The 17,062-nt window shown below is 31.7% G+C and carries 25 protein-coding genes; 1 reads left to right on the top strand and 24 read right to left on the bottom strand.

Annotated elements, in window-relative coordinates; translation table 11 throughout:
• Nucleotides 1-66: 66 nt before the first annotated feature.
• The 8 genes from XJ32_RS03620 to XJ32_RS03655 all read right to left on the bottom strand — a co-directional run bounded on the left by XJ32_RS03620 (nt 67) and on the right by XJ32_RS03655 (nt 6,752).
• On the bottom strand, nt 67-1,074 hold the full coding sequence (locus XJ32_RS03620) for a hypothetical protein (RefSeq protein WP_155761454.1): 1,008 nt from the start codon (nt 1,072-1,074) through the stop codon (nt 67-69).
• A 52-nt stretch (nt 1,075-1,126) separates the two neighbouring features.
• Nucleotides 1,127-1,795, bottom strand: coding sequence for an ATP-binding cassette domain-containing protein (locus XJ32_RS03625; RefSeq protein WP_077388380.1), 669 nt, complete (start codon nt 1,793-1,795; stop codon nt 1,127-1,129).
• Between the two features lie 9 nt (nt 1,796-1,804).
• Complete coding sequence (nikC, locus tag XJ32_RS03630; protein ID WP_254422466.1) at nt 1,805-2,584, bottom strand: nickel ABC transporter permease subunit NikC; 780 nt, start codon at nt 2,582-2,584, stop codon at nt 1,805-1,807.
• A gap of 80 nt (nt 2,585-2,664) precedes the next feature.
• Nucleotides 2,665-3,585, bottom strand: coding sequence for an ABC transporter permease subunit (locus XJ32_RS03635; RefSeq protein WP_254422467.1), 921 nt, complete (start codon nt 3,583-3,585; stop codon nt 2,665-2,667).
• A 29-nt stretch (nt 3,586-3,614) separates the two neighbouring features.
• On the bottom strand, nt 3,615-5,237 hold the full coding sequence (gene nikA / locus XJ32_RS03640) for a nickel ABC transporter substrate-binding protein (RefSeq protein ID WP_077388383.1): 1,623 nt from the start codon (nt 5,235-5,237) through the stop codon (nt 3,615-3,617).
• Nucleotides 5,238-5,481: 244 nt separating this feature from the next.
• Nucleotides 5,482-5,724 carry a hypothetical protein gene (locus XJ32_RS12690; RefSeq protein ID WP_254422468.1) on the bottom strand — a complete coding sequence of 81 codons (243 nt, stop codon included), beginning with the start codon at nt 5,722-5,724 and terminating at the stop codon, nt 5,482-5,484.
• A gap of 202 nt (nt 5,725-5,926) precedes the next feature.
• Nucleotides 5,927-6,259, bottom strand: a complete 333-nt coding sequence (locus XJ32_RS03650; RefSeq protein ID WP_254422469.1) for a TrbG/VirB9 family P-type conjugative transfer protein — start codon at nt 6,257-6,259, stop codon at nt 5,927-5,929.
• A gap of 19 nt (nt 6,260-6,278) precedes the next feature.
• Nucleotides 6,279-6,752 carry a hypothetical protein gene (locus XJ32_RS03655; RefSeq protein ID WP_155761455.1) on the bottom strand — a complete coding sequence of 158 codons (474 nt, stop codon included), beginning with the start codon at nt 6,750-6,752 and terminating at the stop codon, nt 6,279-6,281.
• Between the two features lie 9 nt (nt 6,753-6,761).
• Between XJ32_RS03655 and XJ32_RS03660 the strand changes: the two genes are divergently transcribed.
• Nucleotides 6,762-7,187 carry a hypothetical protein gene (locus tag XJ32_RS03660; protein ID WP_077388386.1) on the top strand — a complete coding sequence of 142 codons (426 nt, stop codon included), beginning with the start codon at nt 6,762-6,764 and terminating at the stop codon, nt 7,185-7,187.
• A 3-nt stretch (nt 7,188-7,190) separates the two neighbouring features.
• Here XJ32_RS03660 and XJ32_RS03665 read toward each other — a convergent pair whose 3' ends face one another.
• The 16 genes from XJ32_RS03665 to XJ32_RS03735 form a co-directional block, all read right to left on the bottom strand.
• Complete coding sequence (locus XJ32_RS03665; protein WP_077388387.1) at nt 7,191-7,892, bottom strand: hypothetical protein; 702 nt, start codon at nt 7,890-7,892, stop codon at nt 7,191-7,193.
• 56 nt (nt 7,893-7,948) lie between these two features.
• Complete coding sequence (locus tag XJ32_RS03670; RefSeq protein WP_077388388.1) at nt 7,949-8,245, bottom strand: hypothetical protein; 297 nt, start codon at nt 8,243-8,245, stop codon at nt 7,949-7,951.
• Between the two features lie 14 nt (nt 8,246-8,259).
• Complete coding sequence (locus tag XJ32_RS03675) at nt 8,260-8,502, bottom strand: hypothetical protein (protein WP_077388389.1); 243 nt, start codon at nt 8,500-8,502, stop codon at nt 8,260-8,262.
• Nucleotides 8,503-8,515: 13 nt separating this feature from the next.
• A complete protein-coding gene (locus tag XJ32_RS03680; RefSeq protein ID WP_077388390.1) occupies nt 8,516-8,785 on the bottom strand; it encodes a type II toxin-antitoxin system YafQ family toxin in 270 nt (89 codons plus the stop codon).
• Entirely contained in the window at nt 8,766-8,996 is a 231-nt protein-coding gene (locus XJ32_RS03685; RefSeq protein ID WP_077388391.1) for a hypothetical protein, read from the bottom strand. Before XJ32_RS03685 ends, XJ32_RS03680 begins: the two co-directional genes overlap by 20 nt.
• A gap of 43 nt (nt 8,997-9,039) precedes the next feature.
• Nucleotides 9,040-9,726: an AAA family ATPase gene (locus XJ32_RS03690; protein WP_077388392.1), complete on the bottom strand. Its 687-nt coding sequence runs from the start codon at nt 9,724-9,726 to the stop codon at nt 9,040-9,042.
• Between the two features lie 418 nt (nt 9,727-10,144).
• Nucleotides 10,145-11,752 carry a coiled-coil domain-containing protein gene (locus XJ32_RS12695; protein ID WP_077388393.1) on the bottom strand — a complete coding sequence of 536 codons (1,608 nt, stop codon included), beginning with the start codon at nt 11,750-11,752 and terminating at the stop codon, nt 10,145-10,147.
• 27 nt (nt 11,753-11,779) lie between these two features.
• The gene (locus XJ32_RS03700; protein WP_077388394.1) at nt 11,780-12,460 is read right to left on the bottom strand and encodes a hypothetical protein; all 681 of its coding nucleotides are present in this window, start codon (nt 12,458-12,460) and stop codon (nt 11,780-11,782) included.
• 3 nt (nt 12,461-12,463) lie between these two features.
• Nucleotides 12,464-12,784 (bottom strand): hypothetical protein, encoded by a 321-nt coding sequence (locus tag XJ32_RS03705; protein ID WP_077388395.1) that lies wholly within the window; start codon nt 12,782-12,784, stop codon nt 12,464-12,466.
• Between the two features lie 17 nt (nt 12,785-12,801).
• Nucleotides 12,802-13,029: a hypothetical protein gene (locus tag XJ32_RS03710; protein ID WP_077388396.1), complete on the bottom strand. Its 228-nt coding sequence runs from the start codon at nt 13,027-13,029 to the stop codon at nt 12,802-12,804.
• A gap of 153 nt (nt 13,030-13,182) precedes the next feature.
• A complete protein-coding gene (locus XJ32_RS03715) occupies nt 13,183-13,485 on the bottom strand; it encodes a hypothetical protein (RefSeq protein ID WP_020995565.1) in 303 nt (100 codons plus the stop codon).
• A 1-nt stretch (nt 13,486) separates the two neighbouring features.
• Entirely contained in the window at nt 13,487-13,657 is a 171-nt protein-coding gene (locus XJ32_RS03720; RefSeq protein WP_174566013.1) for a hypothetical protein, read from the bottom strand.
• A 25-nt stretch (nt 13,658-13,682) separates the two neighbouring features.
• On the bottom strand, nt 13,683-13,820 hold the full coding sequence (locus XJ32_RS11795) for a hypothetical protein (protein ID WP_155761456.1): 138 nt from the start codon (nt 13,818-13,820) through the stop codon (nt 13,683-13,685).
• Nucleotides 13,821-13,834: 14 nt separating this feature from the next.
• Nucleotides 13,835-14,461: a phage replication initiator YdaU family protein gene (locus XJ32_RS03725; protein ID WP_174566014.1), complete on the bottom strand. Its 627-nt coding sequence runs from the start codon at nt 14,459-14,461 to the stop codon at nt 13,835-13,837.
• Complete coding sequence (locus tag XJ32_RS03730; RefSeq protein WP_077388397.1) at nt 14,454-15,674, bottom strand: hypothetical protein; 1,221 nt, start codon at nt 15,672-15,674, stop codon at nt 14,454-14,456. Before XJ32_RS03730 ends, XJ32_RS03725 begins: the two co-directional genes overlap by 8 nt.
• On the bottom strand, nt 15,652-16,836 hold the full coding sequence (locus tag XJ32_RS03735) for an LPD3 domain-containing protein (protein ID WP_077388398.1): 1,185 nt from the start codon (nt 16,834-16,836) through the stop codon (nt 15,652-15,654). The genes XJ32_RS03730 and XJ32_RS03735 overlap by 23 nt, the downstream gene beginning before the upstream one ends.
• Nucleotides 16,837-17,062 lie beyond the last annotated feature (226 nt).

Here is a 17,062-nt window from a genome sequence, read left to right on the forward strand (position 1 = left end):
TATGTAGATTCTATAATACAAGCCCATAATATAAGCAATATAACTTTCAATAAAGTGTGAAATGGGCTATATCTCACGCTCAAATATTTTATCGCCCATGATTTGTATAAGCACTTTTAGATCTCTTGGGAATTTGCCTTTAGAATCTCTTTTTGCATGAAATGCTTCATAAAGTTTGTTTCCTCTACCGAAAGCCTCACCGCTTTGCTTGCCTGTATATGTAGCATATACTTTACATTCATTATTTTCACATGAGATTATTTTAATCTCATGTGTTGTTACATTATTCATACCATCGTGGTTCCCAAATATGTCTATTTGTGTGCCACTAAGATTGCCAGATGAGTCATATTGCCCCTGCATTATACGCTTAAAGTCTCCGGGACCAATATAGTGTTCACTTTTTTCATAATCTCCAGTAGCTACTCCATTTACCACATTAAGTATGGAATGAATCCATGTATTATAATGAGCATGAATTTCTTCATATTTACCATGTAGTTTGTCATTTGTAATACTAAACTTTGCTTCATACCACGGAACTTTTACCTGTTGCTTACCATGCAATTTGCCATCTTTATAATATAGTACAACCTCGCGTTTAAAAAAATAATCATCGGGGTCGCCAAAACTCATATATTGTTTGCCATGTAATTCCCCATCTTTGCAATTTGTCTCATATACTAGCTTTCCAGTTTCTTTATTATATGCTTTTGTTTTACATATATTGTTCTTACATTCATTACTTATGCGAACATCTATAGAATCAAGCTCTTTTAAAAAATAGTGAAACGATTCATATTTGAAAGGATTGAGTGTGTCTGTTGTAATCTCTAGGAGCTTATCATCATCGCGATACTCCCCCCCCCCCCCATCTTTTTTATCATCATCTTCTTTATCGTTTGCATAAAATTTAAAAGTCCCATCTTCTATTTGCATATCATTTAGAGTTGGCACTCTACACATTTCATCTGCTAACACTAGGGTATTCACACATAGCACACCGCATAGCATAAAAGCCCCTTTGTGTAACAAGCTTGTAGAAAGTCGCGTAATATTATGGAATCTAGACATATTCTCTCCTTGTAAAAATAAAAACATGATTGTATCTAAAAAATCATAGATTCTATACTCTTTTGTTAAGTAGCATTTCACCATGCGTAAGGCAGTAAAAGCTATCCCCCATTTTCTTTGCGACATCTAGGTCATGTGTGATAAGCAAAATGCCTAGTTTATAGGTTTTTTGCAAGTGTTTTAGAAGTTTTAAGATTCTATACTGCACGATAATATCAAGGTCTGTTGTGGGTTCATCGGCGATTAAAAAAGGGGCTTTTGTAAGCAGGGCAAGGGCTATCATGGCTCTTTGCAACATTCCCCCACTCATCTCAAATGGATAGAGTTTTAAGACTTCTTTTTGTAAGCCGACTTCATGTAGCATAGATTCTATAGTTTTCATATCCCAATGTATTTTTAGAGCGTTTGCACTCTCTTTTATATGCGTATGGAGTGAATAGAGTGGATTAAAGCAAGAGCGGGGATTTTGCATAATGCTTGCAAAGACTTTTGCGCGTGAAGTCTGCGGATTTATAGGTGTATCATTGAGTAATAGCTCACCGCTTACCTGCTTTATATTCTTTGGGAGTAAGCCCTGCATAGCAAGGGTTGTAAGCGTTTTGCTGCTGCCACTTTTACCAAATAGTATAGTCGTTTGTCCTGCTTTTATACTAAGATTCACATCATTTAATAGAATCTTGTTATTACACATTAAAGTGAGATGTTTAAGCGTTAATGTCATAGATCGCCTTTAATGGATAATATTTGAATCACAATCAAAATAATCTCGTAAGCTATCACCTAGCATATTAAACAAAGCAACTGCTATAAATAGGGCTAATCCCGGATAAAGCAATAACTCCGGATTGCTAAATACATAATCTTTAGAATCACTTAGCATAACCCCCCATTCTGCCTGTGGTGGCTGCACGCCAAGCCCAAGAAAAGATAGCCCAGCAATATGCAGCATGATATGCCCTATATCCATAGTCGCAAGCACAAAGCATTGTGTAAGGATTGGCGTCAGCATATTGCGTTTAAAAATCTGCCAATTACTCGCACCATAGACTTGTGAGAGTAGCACAAACTCGCGGTGTTTTAATCCTAGCACAATACTGCGGATAATCCTTGCATACCAAGCCCAATGCGTTAAGGCAATAGCTAGCATTACATTTTCTAATCCAGCCCCTAATATGCCAACTAAAAAGAGTGATAATACAATGGTGGGCAAACTTAAAAATAAATCGCATAGACGCATGATAAACTTATCGATTTTCCCGCCAAAAAATCCAGCAATACCACCGATACTTATCCCCAAAAACATAACGCATACTAAGATTATCCCCACAGAAAAAAGTGAGATTCTAGCCCCAAATATTAAACGCGTGAAAATATCCCTGCCAAGATGATCTGTCCCCAGAAAATGCTCTGTGCTAATAGGTGAGAATCTATTATCTAAATCAATCGCATCGGGGGTATAAGGCAAAAAAAATGGCGCAATGAGTGCAATAAGTAGTAAGAAAATAATCATAATAAGAGAAAACTTTCCTAAAAAAGAAAGCTTTTTTCTATATAGCTTAGAATCTATTGTCATCGCACACTTCCAAAACTTTATAATACATGAGAGCCTTCCATATTCTTTCTTATGCGTGGATCAAGGGCTGCATAACATATATCAATAATGAGATTACACAAAGAAAACACAAGGCACATAATAAGCACAAAGCATTGAATAATAGGATAATCATGATTTGCAATGCCTTGCAAACTATAATAGCCAATGCCCGGAATCGCAAAAATGCTTTCTATAATGAGAGCCCCACCGATGAGTTCGCCAAAGTGCATGCCAAGTGCGGTGATAATAGGCAGAGTCGCATTGTAGAAAACATGCTTGATTGTTACATGTCCCTTTTTTAATCCACGCAAATACGCATAAAGTATATGTCTCTCTTTTGAGACTTCAAGCATATTTGCACGGATAAGGCGTATATTCACACATATTGACATGAAAGCAATGCTTATAGCAGGTAAAATGAATGAATGAAGTCCATCTACACCAAGGGCTGGTAGCCAACCAAGCGTGAGAGAAAAAAGCATAATAAGCAAAAATGCAAACCAAAAATTCGGCATACAAACGCCAATAAAGCAAATAAAGCGAATGAGAAAATCAGGGATTTTATCCCTATAATATGCAGCGATTATCCCAAAAGGCACAGATACTAAAATCGTAAGTAAAAACGCAAAGAGTGCGAGTAAAAGCGTATTGGGCAAATAATATAAAAAATCACTCCATACATCTCTATCACTCATATATGACTTACCAAAATCAAGTGAAACTGCCTTTTGTAGCCATAAGAGATACTGCTCTAGTATAGGCTTATCTAAGCCAAACTCATGGCGGATCTCTGCTATTACTTCAGGTGTTGAGGGCAGATTTGAGTTTATAAGATATTGTGCTACTGGATCAGTACTATTCAATCTTAAAAGATAGAAAATAATAAATGATGCAAGAAAAAGTATAGGAATAATCATAAAAATTCTATACAAAATGTAGCGAAGCATTATTCATAAAACTCCCAGAATGGAATCTCAAATGCCCTTACATCAGGGGCTATACCTTTGATACCCACTCTCGCAACAACTTTATTTGTATCATAAGTGAGTGGGATATAAATCTGTGTGCTATATAGCATATCAAGAAAGCTTTGCGTTTGTTTAGTGAGATTTTCTTGTGCTTTATTTAAATCTATTTTTTTAGAATCTGCGTATATATCATAAGGACTTTCAATAAGGGTTTTAATCGCTTTATCAATAGAATCTTTATTTATAGAATCTGTTTTAGGCAAGGCTACTTGTGCCATATAATCAGCATGTCCCTTATGTCTCATGGAGTTAATAAAAGTAAATGGCTCATAAGGCACACCCCATGTTTGACTAAAGCATAGCTCAAACTGCCCTTGTGTTTGCTTTTTCCTATACATTGTTATTTCATTTGGGATTAACTCTAAAAAGATTCCAATATCTTTTAATTGTGCTTGCATAATGGTGGCAATGGCTTTTTGTGTTGGGTTATTAGCAATGAAGTGAAGTTGAACTTGTAGTTTTTTATTGTCTTTATATAGATAGCCATCACTCTTTTTTGTATAGCCCATTTGTGTTAGAATCTTTTCTGCTTTGTCTTTATTATAGGTTAGCGGCGTGTAGCTTTTTGTCTTTGTAAAGGGGAGATTTTGATTAAATAAAAATTGTGCTTCTTTTTGATAGCCATAATACACAGATTCTATAATCTTTGCTTTATCTATGCTTAGGGCTAGGGCTTCTCGCATATTTTTGTCTTGCAGGGTTTTACTTGCTGGATTTACAATAAGAAATGTGGTAAATGCTGGGGGGCTAACAAAGGTTTGAAACTGCTTTGTTTCTGCGATATTATGAAAAATCTCAATAGGTATAGAATCTGAGCCATAAATCATATCTACTTGCTTAGTTTTCAGTGCTACTAGCTTTGCGTTTGGATCAATTATAATTTTTGTAATGATAGTATCATAATAGATTCCATTATATTTTTCTTTGTCCCAATAGTGTGGATTTTTACTAAAAGTATTGCTTATGCCAACTTTTGTGTCAGTTAGCATATATGGACCTGTGCCAATGGGCTTTTTGGGATTATTTTTTGCTAAGTCCAAATCTTGTGGAATCATACTTGGGGCAATAAAGCGAAAGGGGCGAACAAGGGCTAGTTCATTTAATGTCGCAATATAGGGGTGTTTTAGTGTTAGCTTAATCGCATAGTCATCAAGGGCTACTACATTATCTATTGTCATAACAAGGGCTGACCATGAATGCCTTGCTTTATTCTTTAAAATCGATTGAAAGTTTTTTACAACTGCCTGTGCGTTAAAAGGCTCTCCATTAGAAAATAACACATTTTTTCTTAAATGAAAAATATAGCTTTTTCCAGAATCTTTAATCTCCCAAGAGAGTGCTAGTGAGGGCGTAATATTGCCCTTGCTATCAGTCTTTACTAAGCCTTCATAAATCATATTTTGTGCGTAAAGCTGATTGAGATTATAGCCCTGTGGATTCATATCGCCGACATTTTGCGATACTGCTACACGCAAGATATTTTCAGCAAAAGCATAGTGAAAACTACATAGCAACAAAAAAGGCAATAAGATTCTATACATTAAGATATTCCTTTTATTTGTGATGATTTACAATCTAGTGTTTTGATTTATATTAAATAGTTGAGTGTATATTTTGCTTTTTTAGATTCTCATATTAATTTAGAATCTAAAAATACTTTCACAATAAATCTGCGTAATGATAGCACGAAATAATAAACTATGCTATCTAAATATTACGATTGTATTGTAAGTAATATTTTAAACCTAAGATCTAGTATCTATCATGTTGAGTGAAGTGGAGTGTCTAGTACGGAATACGAAAGAAATGTTTCTCTATAAAATCACAACAAGTCGCCTTGGATTCTTTATTTCTATGAACTTGCGTGTTTATGGTGTATTCACTGCCATTGCTTGCACTGCCCTTTGTGTAAAGATTGTATGAGTTTAACACTTTATTGATACTTTCATTTTGTGTTTTTGCAATATTTTGTTTTCGTTTATCCTCTACTTCTTTTGCTTTTACAATCTCTTTGCGATAATTATCCATATCTCCATTTTTTAAATATGTTTTTGCATTTGTATTGCATGATTTTCTTTTTGCTTGGGGCTTATTGCTAATTTGTATGCTTTTGTTTGTGATGATATATTTTTTTGCATTTCAACTTCTTTTCGCCTTATATTAATATAATCATCAAGTTCTTTCTTTTTTATTGTTATTTCCTTTATTGCTATTACGGCGTATTCTTTTGTTAATTGCCAACCCTTTTAGCCCCTTTCTTTAAAAGCTGTATAGTTTTATTTTTTTCTAGTTCTAACTGTTCTTTTTCCTCTTTAGTATAAGGTGTTTGAATATTTACAATAAGATTTAGTGGATTTTTACTCTTGTAGTCTGTGCTGAATACATAAAGGTTATAAATCCTTTTATCTTGTGTAAAAATAGTAAGGTTTGTATCTATGCCTATGAGTTTTGGTCGTATAGATAATGCGTTTTCCATGTGCGGTAATTCTTTGACTTCAAAGCCTATGCTATCTCCAAGTATATAGCCCACAATCTTAGATTCCATAATGATTGTTGAAGTCATTGCATATCGTGTTCTTATTTTAATAGTATCCAAGACTTGATAAATTGACATCAAGGATTGCACTGCCTATTTCTTTTTGTTTAAAAAGCACTTGTCTTTTATTTTTACTTGCTTGTGATAAAAAGTTAATCTCGCTACCACTTAGAGATAACTTTGTGTATAGTTGCTCTAATGTTTTTTCATCTTTTGTGGGGAATATAATGTAATTACTCATATTTTCAATAAAAGTGTTTGCATTAGAGATTTCATCTAAAAAATCAAGGTTTTGTAGTCCCATAGTGATAACGCCATTGATTTTTCTAATCTCTACAATCATTTCAATGATTTTCTCTCTCATGTTTTTATCATTTAGATAATCTCTTAATTCATCAATCCATATAAAAAAGCCTTTATTTGTATTCTTTGAAATGTTTTTTATTTTATGGAATAAATACATTGCACTTAATGCAGATAATTTTGGATTTTTTAGAATGCAAAAATAAATAAACATCACATAAAAACATTGCAATACTATTTTAAAGAATTTCAAAACCTTACAAGCTATTTAGATTCTAAAGCAGATGATAAGATACATTACAAGGAACAACAATTAAGTGATTTTACACTGCTACAAACAAAGATTAATAGTTTCTTTACAGAACATGAAAATGAAGCAAAACAACAAGAAAAAGATTTAGAACAACAGCAATACTATACTGACTTTATTGAATGGTATATCATTGATAGAAAAATGAGAAATATAGATTATATGCGTAAATCATTGCATGATAAATACAAGAATAATACTTTGCATGAGTATTTAGAAAAATATGATAATACTGCCTTAATAGATTATAAAGTGCATTTGCGATTGTTAGAAAAAGAGAAACAAAAACAAAATGCAAATACACAAGAAAATGCCCTTAATAAGAAAGGACTTGAGAGATAAGAACTATTGAATTACCATTGCTTCTTTGATTTTTTTCAAATTATCTTTAACAATAATATAATTAGATTCTGCATTATGGTCGCTTATTTCTAGCTTATCAATATAAGGATAAAAAACATCATTTAGCCATTTTGCAAGTGCTTTTTTATTATTAAGATTTGTTTGACTAAAACCTGGAAAATTTCCATAGTATTTTTTACTATGTGTATTTATGTAGCTACCTGCAGTCATATAAGTAGTTTCAAGGATACAACTATCTACAAAACCATACTTCCCACCAAAATATCCCATATTTAATTTACCATTCAAAAGTTTTTCTCTATCATGCTTAGTCCATTCTATATCTTTGTAGGGTTCTATTATGTATTGTATAAGAAACCAATCACAGCCATAGCTATCAATCATGTGCCCCCATTCTGCTTTGCTATACTCGCCTTTTGCAATATTTGCATAATATATTGCTTGTTTTAGCATTTTCTTTTTATCATCAGGTATATCATTTGCTAACTCTGCGATGACATTTTTGTCATAAACGATAACAACTTGATTGTCTTTAAGTGTTTGTTGTGCTTGTTTTGCTTCCTCTGCTTTTTTCTGTGCTTCTATTTCTTTTAATGTTGCACCTTGCATATTTACACACAATAATGTTGCACCTAAAACTACTGCACCAAGTCTTTTACTTACTTTCAAAAACTTATTTTCCATAAACTATCCTTTTAAAATAAAATAAAAAAATGTATTATAACAAAATCACATGTTTATTACATATTTTTATATTTATCAAATACTTTAAACTTGATAAACTCTGCGATTTTCATATCATATTGTTCTGCCATTGCCCTTAGCTTTTTACTTTCTGCTGGAGTGCAATAGAAACCATATCTCTCTGTGCTTTTTTTCTCTTTATCTTTTAGTGGTGCTCCATATCTTTTCTTTGAAGTCTCACCCTCTGCATTTTCGATAAATGTTTCTATATCATGTGCCTTTTTTGTCTTTCTTTCTAACTCTACACTTTTAAAAGTGTTTTGTCTTTGTTGATTAATGTCTTTAATACCCATTGTATTTCCTTTCTTTAATTTAGATAACTATGTTTGCAATAAAAATCAAAGTTTATATGCTTCATAACTTCATTCCAATCATCAAAATATTCTGTCAATCCATTGCTTGTGTCATAGATTTCATATTGACTATTTTTGTTTGTTGTGATTTTATAATGACTGCATATTAAAACATTATCTTTTTCTGCTGAAATGTATCTTGGTGCTATATCAAAATACTTTCTGCTATCACTTTTAATCTCAATTCTATTACCCATTGTATTTCCTTTCTTATTTAAATAAATGACTATGACTACCTATTCTTACCAAATGCAAACTATCTTGTTTTACTTGATATATTAACAATAAATCAGGCTTTATATGACATTCTCTAAAGTCTTTTAAATCGCCTTGTAATTTATGGTCTTTATACTTTGGTTCTAACAATTCTTGTGATAGTAGCTTGTGTATGATTGGTTCTATCTCATCTTGTTTTAACCCTTGCTTGTATGCAATCTTTACATCTCTTTTAAAACTATTTTCAATTTTTAATTTCAGCATTCACTTCCCTTTCCATTTCTTGCCAAAATTCTCCAAAACTTGCATACTCTGTTGCTTCACCATTACCACATAATTTTATGGCTTCCATTGTTTCAGCATTGGGTATCCCCTGCCTACTTTCACATATTTCAACATCTGCATGTATTTCACTTGCTAAATCTTTGAAATTCTTTACAAACTCTTGTTTTACATTCTTAATGACTAAAGTCATGTTATTTCCTTTCTTTAATGTATTTTATAAGTAGTCTATATTACTAACTTATTTGTTCGCTCATACTCATTGCCTTAATCTCACATAATAACTCATCATAAAACTTAATGAAATCACTATATGCTCTTTCACTCTCATTACAAAGCTCTGTAATGCCTAAACCTAAACCTGTTGCATTTCTATATGCCTCCCTTTCATAGATAACACTACTCATAAGTTTGAGATTATCTAAATCTTTTTCGCTTATGTATATTTGCAAGTCTTTAACTTTATTTATCAAAAATGGATTGGGACTAGCTTTATTAATCAATATTAATGTTTTTGCATGTGGATTCATAACACTAATTTCATCACATATTGTTATCATTCTATCAAGCACTGCAACATCATATTGACTTGGTATTGTTGGCACAATAATAATGTCTGCAACAACTAAAGCTTGTCTCATCTCTTTAGAATCTCTACCACCTGTATCAATAACAATACAATCATATTTTTTCTCTAGATTCTTAATCTCTTTTGTTAATCCATATCCTGTTCTCTGCAATGAATTAAATAAAAACTCATGCTCTGCATTTGTCCTTATATCTATAAAAGCTTCTGTGCTTCTTTGTGGGTCTGAATCTATAAGCAACACTTCATCGCCCTCTTGTGCTAATTTAATAGCAAGATTCACACTTAAAGTAGTTTTACCACTGCCACCTTTTTCATTTGCTATTGCAATAACCATTTGAAATCCTTTTAAATAAATTTAATAGATAAAGCAATAAATAAGATAATATTATATCACATTTTATTGCTTATATATCTATTAATAAGCATTTTTTAAGAGTGAAAAATACATTTAATTAGCATTAAATTTATGTTTTTTATTTTCTTATTTATATATTAATTATCATTTAATATGTTGTATATTATCTCATATTTAATTATATTAAACATTAATTTAAAGAATAATAAAAACTAAAATTTAGCTATTAAAACGCATAAAAAGCATTTATTAGCATATTAATTAATCATACTATCAATTTCAAAACACATAAAAACGCTTATTAATAGATACCAAAGCCCTAAAAGGACTTTGTGTTTAAAAAGGTGTATGTTGGACTAAACTAAAAAACTAGGGCGGGTGGCATGTGGGGATTCCCCTACGCCCTCCTATGCAATGGTGGGCTTCTCTCCTTTGCAATGATTGCTTTTATAACCCTTTTTTCAATTACACTATTAAAGCTATTTATATGCTTGTAATCTGCAAAGCTTTTATGCTGTTTATGTGATAAAGATATATCTTTCATGCTAAAAACTAGCAATGATTTCTTTTTAACATGTCTGCTTATATCATCTTTTAAGCACATAAGCTTTTCTATTGTGTCTTTATCTGTGATATTAGCTTCTTTGATAATAGATTGCATTTCGTTTATATATTTGTTTTCTGTGTTTGCTTCAAACTCTGCTTTATCTATGTCTATGATATTTTTACGCATATATTCTTTAATATTTTCAAGCAAGTTTATATCTACTTTTTCATTGCCCTCTAATATTATTTCTATGCCATTAAAATCAAAACATTCTATATTTAAGCAATTATCTATTATTACATATTCGCTATTTTCTTTTTCGCTAAAATATATGGTGGTGTTTCTTAGCTCATATTCTTTATAGCCTTGTTCTTTTAGCCTTTCTGTGTATAATGGTAATGGTGCAAATGTATGCCTTAATGGTGTTTTTGTCCTTAGAATTTCAAGCATATAATTCATTGCTGCTTTATTGCATGATAATTCTTGCATTCTTTCTATACAATTTTGCTTTTTATGCTTATACTGCATTAAATGTTTTTGTGTGCTTTGTATCTCATTTTTAATATACTCTTGCATTGCTTCCTTGCTAGTCCAACCTTTTATTGACTTTTTTTCAATTTTTAGTTGTTCTTTCCAATATTCTAGTATCTCTTTTGATTTTTCTGTTTGCTTTTGTGCGTTTTCTCTTTTAGCCCTTTTGACTACTTTTTTTCTAAAATTTAGCTCATCTGTTCTTTCTTTAATTTCCTTTTTGTAATACTCTCCATTTTCAAGCCTTGTGAGATAATTTTGTAGTTGTTTTATTATATGATTAACATTCTCTATTTTATCTGTTAATTCCATAAACTCTTTATACTCATTAAAACTTTTAAGCCTTTGTCTGTCTTGCTCCGCTTGTATTTGTTTTTCTAGCATTTCATTATCTAATTGTGTTTCATTGTCTTTAATGCTAGATTCTGTGTTTTCTGCATTAAAGTCTGTTTCTGTTGACTCTGTGTCTGTTTCTTGTGTTTCTTGCATATTTGTATCTATGCTAGAATCTGTTTCACTTTCACTATAAACAATATTATTTTCTTTTTCAATTTGATGAATGCAAAAATTAAAAAAGCTACTTTCTAATAAGTCTTGTCTGTCTATCTCTGCTACGATAGAATCAAATATTGCAAATACATGTTTCTCTTTATTTTCTTGTAGTTTTTCTAATTGTTTTTCTATATCATAATCACTATGACTACAATAAGAAAAAATAACATTTTCTTTTAAGTCTGTATCCATACATTCTAAAAAGCTAGAATCTACTTCACAAACACATTTGCAAGTATTGTCTTTTTCGCTTATAAAATAAAATTTGTTTTTTACTTTATACATTATCCTATTTTCTCCATTGTTGCAAAAAATTGTGTCTCTTATATACTTTGTCAATGTGTTATAAGTCTTTGCAATGTTTTCTACTTTCATGTTGTATCCTTTCTCTTTAAACTTGTATTATTTAATAATTGGCATTTCTACTATATCAATGGTATTTTCTAAGTCGTGCTGTATAATCCTATAAGGCATTGTGTCATTTTTAAAATACCATGTTGCTTCTTTCTTTGTGTCTAGTGTTATCATAGAATTGCTGTTTTTTTGCAATGCGATTGTTACCCCTTTAAGCTCGGTGCTGTCTATATTCTCTTTTTGCTTTGCAATTCTTGCATTACCTATTTTTGCTGTTATGAGATTGTCTTTAAACTCAATAACCTTTTTTGCAAAGTTATCAAATAATGCAAGTTTGCTAAATTCACTTGATAATTTGGCTTTATATGCGTATTGGAATTTATCATATATGTTTTTATAATCTACATATTCTTTAAATCTTTCTACTTTACCGCTTATAATTCCTTTATCGCTTTTATACATGATTTCTACTTCATGTTCTTTTATGTTGGCATTAAAGGATATTTCTCCACTTTTTTTACTGCCTACTTTGATTAAGTTTTTAAGGCTGTAAAAATCGAGGTTTAATTCGTTGCATTCTAATTGGCTATTATTACAATACACTTTAATTAGCACTTTGCTATCTGTAAAAATTACATATTCTTTTGTGATATGTAAGGCTTTCATCTTGCTAAATTCGTTTTTGCTTACTTTACATTTAAGAATTGCTGTTGGTATAAAAATTTGCATGTTTTAATCCTTTCTTGTTGTTTTCATATTTTGCAAAAAATCTATTATTTGGATAGCTGTATCATGGTAAAAATATCCAAAATCATTTATTGAATGCCATTTAAAGTTATCTTTGTCTTTTATTGTTTCTCCTTTATATGTAAAGTAAAATAGTCCTGCCTTATAATCATAGTAGGTTCTTAACTTGCTTTTTTCAAAGATAACCTCCTTTATACCTTTATAAAAGCTACTTAACTTTTTTCTTTCTTTTATAAAATACTCTATGTCTTTAATTAACCTGTCTCTTGCTTTTTTGTCTAATCTTTCTTTGTGGCATATACTCATCTGTTAATCCTTTCCTTTTAATTTGCTTCTTTAAGCTCGTTTAATATGCTTATAAAGTTTGTATAAACATATTTACTCATCATTCCCTTTTTATGTAGCCTTATTGAGTCGGTTTGCAATAAAATATTATCTAGGTATATTTCTCGCATAACGGGATTTTTAAAACTCTTTACACTCTCTTGCATTCTTTCTTTAAATGCTTTTATAATTTCGTTTTCTTGTTGCCTTTTTGTCAATTTTTGCATATGTTTATCCTTTCCTTTTTAAACATTTATTTATTTTTAATTACTATTAATTTAACTCTTTAATAATAATTAAAAAACACTTTTTAATCTCTGCCTTGCGTAGCAAGGCAACTATAACAAATAATTCTTTTCCGCCGATTTTTTAGCGTGGGCTTACCACTTAACAAGCCCTTGTTTATGGTCGAGTCCGACTCGGTGCTTCTCGTTGGCGTTCTTAATAATCGCATGTTTTAGCCCTGTTTCACGCATTAAGATTAAAGCGGTTTGCTCGGCTTCGGTTAGATTCTTGGTTGCTGTTTCCACGCTTCCTACACTAACAAGCGTATATAATACCCCTTGTTCTTGTTGAAGTAGTGTAACTTCGTAAAATTCTGTTATAGGCTCTTGTAAGCTGTCAATAACTCGCAAGACTCCGCCCTTTGCTCTCTCTAGTGTTTTGATGTGTTGTTGTAGCATGTTACGCCCCTTTCTTGTTGTCTAACAATACGCAATTTTTAGCATTTATGCACTTTTCAAAATAGCATGTCATAGGCTCTTGTTCTTTTACATGTTTTAGCAAGGCTTGTATGTCATTATGCTTTTTAAAGCTTTTGTGGTTTGATATAAAGCTAATTTTATTTGCTTCCATTGTTCCAAACTCTACTAACTCGCCTTTAAAACTGCTTTGGCATAAAAACACACATAAGGCGGATTTTAAGCCCGTTGTGTTCCTTTTGATAAAGTTTGTCTAAATCAGAGTCTATTAACTCACAATATTCATATTCCACACGATTACGATTAAAACCAAACATTTTCTATCCTTTCTCTAAGCCACTTTCTTAGCTTTTCTGTTAAAAAATCTGTTTCTATGTGTAGGCTTAAATACCCAATTATAACCACGCTCAATGCTTTGATTTACGCAATTTATAACACTTATTCCTTTTTGCTCTAACTCATTAAATACAAAGCATAAACGCTTTAAACTAAACTCATTCATTGCCCTGCCTTTTTCTTTTCTGTAATTCATAAATTGCAATAATAAATTTCTGTGTTTTGTTGATACATGCTCTATAACTTCTTGTTCTTTTTCTTGCAAAGTTGTTTCTACACAATTCCATAATCTTTCCAAGCATTGCATACCTACACTATCATCATTATCATCGCAAATCCACAAGCAATTATTCTCTTTGCTATACGCTATCATGCTTTGTAAATCTTTCTTTTGTGCCACTAGCTTTTCTACATGGCAAACAAAAGTCTTTTGATTCTGTGGAATTAGAAACATACCTGTTCTTGCAAGTGAAATACTAAAGCTTCTTAACGCTTCTAATTCACTTGCACTCATTTTTTCTTTGAGTGATTGTTGTATTGTTTGTATTTGTGTGTCTTGTTTATTTTGCAATAATTTTTGTAGTTGATTGATTTCTATTTCCTGCAAAACATTTTCATTCATGCCTATTTAAAGCATGAGCTAAATATTCTGAATCTATTTCTCTTGCAACCGCATAATTACCCTTAAAATCAAAATCTTTAGCAAGTAATTCTAGTTCAGCTTCATCTACCTTTGATATTATGAGTTTATCGCTTTTCTTTGGGTTATTTAAATCCCATGTGTTTATAATCTGTTTTATCTCATCTGTGCTTAAATCCTTTTCTACTTTACTTTTTGTTGGAATTTTATGCTGTTTATTTTTCATTTTTACTTCCTTTTTATCAAACTTCCCCCTTACAATATCTTCAAAGTCATCACCATATATAGCTTTTAGTCTCTCTATTTTAGAATCACTTGCCCTGCCTAAAAAGCTATGCAATTCTGCTTGTCTTACTAGCATTTCATTCAAGCTATTTCTAAGCTCCGCTACACTCTCTTTGTTGGCAATCTCTTTTTCATAAGCCTTTTTTGCTTTCTCTCTTGTATCTTTTGCTTTTTGTATCTGCCCTTGTAATTCTTTTATATATTCATCACTTATAAGCTTATTGTAGCCATTATGAAATCTTTGCATATAGTTTTTATCTGTATATGCAGCATCTCTTACATCTAGTCTTGTAGAAATGCTTAAAGCTTCATTTAAATCTTTACCGAGATAAAAGTCAATCATGCCGTTATATCCTTTTTTTGCCCCAACAGATTCACTCAAACTCTCTAAAAGCTTATTAAGGCTATCTAGTCTCTCACCTTTTTCTTTTATCACTTGATATAATTCATTACTTGCCTTACCAAAGCCTCTAAAATTACTTAAAATCCTTTTTTCATCATCAGTTGCTACTCTGCCACTCTTTAGTATATCATCAAGCAAACTAAGAGATTCTATATTTGCATCATATAGGGCTTTTTGTCCTTTTAAGTCTTGTATTTCCCCTAGTTTAAATTCTTTATTCAGTGTTGCTAACTCTTCAGGGTTTAGAATACCTGCTGGATTGCTATCACTTTCTATATTTTCTAATTCTTTTGGACTTTGTTTTTCTTTTGGTTTTGGTTTTGGTTTTTGTGGTATAATGTCGCTATCGGTTTTAGCAATATTAGCGTTTGGACGCACACCATCACGGGTTACTTGAGCTTTTACCGCTACTTCTGTTTGCATGTGCGGCGAACTTAAGGAAGTAGGATTCTCTAAGTTTTCTAACTCTAAAGTATAAATTTTATTATTGCCTTCCTTTTTTTTCAAATAATGTAATTTTTGCTATCGCTTCCTTACCATTGACATTTATATCTTTTGTAAATCTATGCACTTGAATAATATTATCTCTATTTTTGTAATCATTATGCGATTCTCTTTTTGTAGCATTTTCATAAAGGTTTTTTAGGTCTTGTCCCACCCTGTAATGCTCATCTATGGTAAAGCCATTTGCAACGCTTTTATCCACTGCCTTTTTGCTTGATATTTTGTTGCGTTCTGTTTCTGTTATTACGCCTTTTAGCCCTGTTTCTTTGTTGATAATTTCCTTATTTAAAATAGGCTTCAAAGTTTCCTTTAAATCATTCCTTAAATCCCTTATGCCCTTTGTTTCCTGTGTTGCATAAGTGAAGTTGGATTCTGTCGGTATAGTCTTTGATATTTCCTTGTCATGTTGAGCGTTAAGCGAAACATCTTTATTTGTCTGTGTGTTTGTAGGTGTTTCTAATTGTGGATGCCCATTTTCTAGTTTTTCTCTCTCTGCAAGTATCTTTTTTTGTTCTGCCCTTAAAGCAAATAGATTGTTTTCGTATTCATCGCTATATTCTTTGATTTTATTTTGTGGTATCTCTTGTGTAGTTTCTGTTTGTGTATCTTTCTTAACACTGCCTTTTTTCTTTAGAGATACATTTCTGTGTATTCTAGTCCTTGAGTTATCCCTATCATCGTTTCCATCATGCTTATATCGCTTGTTGTCAGTCTCATCAAGTCTGATTCCAGCATTATGTCCTTGTGTATCTCTGCTAATATTAACATTGGCTTCAATGTCGCTGCTGCTATGGCTAGAGTCATCTCGTAAATTTCCTTTTTCATTAGCTTTTTCATTCCCGCTTTGTGCCATCTCTTTTGAGCTTGGTGAATACTCATCGCTAATTCCATTGTCTCTTTTGAGAGTTGTCTCTGTGTCCTTATTTTCTTGTGGATTATTGCTCGTGCGTGTAGTAATCCACTCAGTGTCAGCTCCATTCTCTCTTTGAGTAGCTTCGTGTTTATTGTCTGTGTGGCTTTCTTTTGTGCTTGTTTCTTTTTCTGTGTGGTTTGTTGTGTTTGAGTTTTGTTTTGTGTTTGCATGTGTATCCTTTGTATGTGGTGTTATGCCATTATCTTTTTGTATTGTATCTCTTTTTTGATTGAATGGATAGTCATCAAGCAATTTAGTTTGTATTTTTTCTATTGCCTCAAGTGCTTCATCACAAGCTTTAAAATCATCAATAATGTCTAAAGCGGCACGATTGAGAGAGTTTTTGACTTTTTCTGTTGCAGCTACATAATCATCGTATGTTGTTGATACATTGTCTCTAACTTCATGCTAATTTTTAAGTGCCGCCGCTACTTCGTCTCTATTATGTGCGTTTTGAAGTTTTGCATATTTCAAAAAC

Origin of the sequence: Helicobacter bilis, from assembly GCF_001999985.1 — a bacterium.
In the GTDB taxonomy this organism is placed as follows: domain Bacteria; phylum Campylobacterota; class Campylobacteria; order Campylobacterales; family Helicobacteraceae; genus Helicobacter_A; species Helicobacter_A rappini.

Coding starts and splice junctions, on each gene's coding strand:
- XJ32_RS03720 (WP_174566013.1), bottom strand. CDS start 13,657: ATGGAAGCAAATAAAATTAGCTTTATATCAAACCACAAAAGCTTTAAA.
- XJ32_RS03635 (WP_254422467.1), bottom strand. CDS start 3,585: ATGATTATTCCTATACTTTTTCTTGCATCATTTATTATTTTCTATCTT.
- XJ32_RS12695 (WP_077388393.1), bottom strand. CDS start 11,752: ATGAAAGTAGAAAACATTGCAAAGACTTATAACACATTGACAAAGTAT.
- XJ32_RS03710 (WP_077388396.1), bottom strand. CDS start 13,029: ATGCAAAAATTGACAAAAAGGCAACAAGAAAACGAAATTATAAAAGCA.
- XJ32_RS12690 (WP_254422468.1), bottom strand. CDS start 5,724: ATGGATAATTATCGCAAAGAGATTGTAAAAGCAAAAGAAGTAGAGGAT.
- XJ32_RS03625 (WP_077388380.1), bottom strand. CDS start 1,795: ATGACATTAACGCTTAAACATCTCACTTTAATGTGTAATAACAAGATT.
- XJ32_RS03675 (WP_077388389.1), bottom strand. CDS start 8,502: ATGGGTAATAGAATTGAGATTAAAAGTGATAGCAGAAAGTATTTTGAT.
- XJ32_RS03685 (WP_077388391.1), bottom strand. CDS start 8,996: ATGACTTTAGTCATTAAGAATGTAAAACAAGAGTTTGTAAAGAATTTC.
- XJ32_RS03705 (WP_077388395.1), bottom strand. CDS start 12,784: ATGAGTATATGCCACAAAGAAAGATTAGACAAAAAAGCAAGAGACAGG.
- XJ32_RS03620 (WP_155761454.1), bottom strand. CDS start 1,074: ATGTCTAGATTCCATAATATTACGCGACTTTCTACAAGCTTGTTACAC.
- XJ32_RS03650 (WP_254422469.1), bottom strand. CDS start 6,259: ATGACTTCAACAATCATTATGGAATCTAAGATTGTGGGCTATATACTT.
- nikA (WP_077388383.1), bottom strand. CDS start 5,237: ATGTATAGAATCTTATTGCCTTTTTTGTTGCTATGTAGTTTTCACTAT.
- XJ32_RS03725 (WP_174566014.1), bottom strand. CDS start 14,461: ATGAATGAAAATGTTTTGCAGGAAATAGAAATCAATCAACTACAAAAA.
- nikC (WP_254422466.1), bottom strand. CDS start 2,584: ATGATTATTTTCTTACTACTTATTGCACTCATTGCGCCATTTTTTTTG.
- XJ32_RS03670 (WP_077388388.1), bottom strand. CDS start 8,245: ATGGGTATTAAAGACATTAATCAACAAAGACAAAACACTTTTAAAAGT.
- XJ32_RS03700 (WP_077388394.1), bottom strand. CDS start 12,460: ATGCAAATTTTTATACCAACAGCAATTCTTAAATGTAAAGTAAGCAAA.
- XJ32_RS03715 (WP_020995565.1), bottom strand. CDS start 13,485: ATGCTACAACAACACATCAAAACACTAGAGAGAGCAAAGGGCGGAGTC.
- XJ32_RS03690 (WP_077388392.1), bottom strand. CDS start 9,726: ATGGTTATTGCAATAGCAAATGAAAAAGGTGGCAGTGGTAAAACTACT.
- XJ32_RS03680 (WP_077388390.1), bottom strand. CDS start 8,785: ATGCTGAAATTAAAAATTGAAAATAGTTTTAAAAGAGATGTAAAGATT.
- XJ32_RS11795 (WP_155761456.1), bottom strand. CDS start 13,820: ATGTTTGGTTTTAATCGTAATCGTGTGGAATATGAATATTGTGAGTTA.
- XJ32_RS03665 (WP_077388387.1), bottom strand. CDS start 7,892: ATGGAAAATAAGTTTTTGAAAGTAAGTAAAAGACTTGGTGCAGTAGTT.